At 72.1% G+C, this 434-nt stretch carries 1 protein-coding gene; it reads right to left on the bottom strand.

All coding sequences use genetic code 11. From position 1 onward, the window contains the following. Positions 1-271: hypothetical protein (locus AC2JF9_RS09525; RefSeq protein WP_500727293.1), on the bottom strand; the 271-nt coding region annotated here is incomplete at its 3' end. Between the last annotated feature and the right edge of the window lie 163 nt (positions 272-434).

The following is a 434-nucleotide window of genomic DNA, read 5'->3' as shown; positions in this document are numbered from 1 at the left end:
CGGGTGACAGCTCCACCATGTTGACCACCAGCGGCGGCGGCTTCGGGGAGGCGGGATCGGCGGGGCTCAACCGGATCATCGCGACCAGCCCCGCCGCGTGCAACGCGACGATCATGCCGAGCGAGACCCAGTTGACCCGCCGTCCGGCTCCGTAGCGCGACACCTCGCCGGAAACCGGAGCGGGCGGCCGCGGGGCCGGGGCTGGACGAACCGGCTCGTCCCAGCCGGCGGAGTCCGGCCGTTCGGCAAGGCTGGCCTGCAGTGATTCCATGGCCCCTGATACTCCGGCTCTTCGGCAAATGCGAATTAATCGCAGGCGCCGCCCGTCCAGTCTTCCGGCCGCGGGGCACCGGCGCGGATCATGCCGGCGCGCCCCGGTGCCTTCAGTAGCGCACGCGCAGGGTCAGCATCGCGTTCCGTCCCTCGCCCGGCAC

This window comes from Lactobacillus sp. C449L (assembly GCF_059900815.1).
This window is presented reverse-complemented; position numbering and strand designations above follow the sequence as displayed.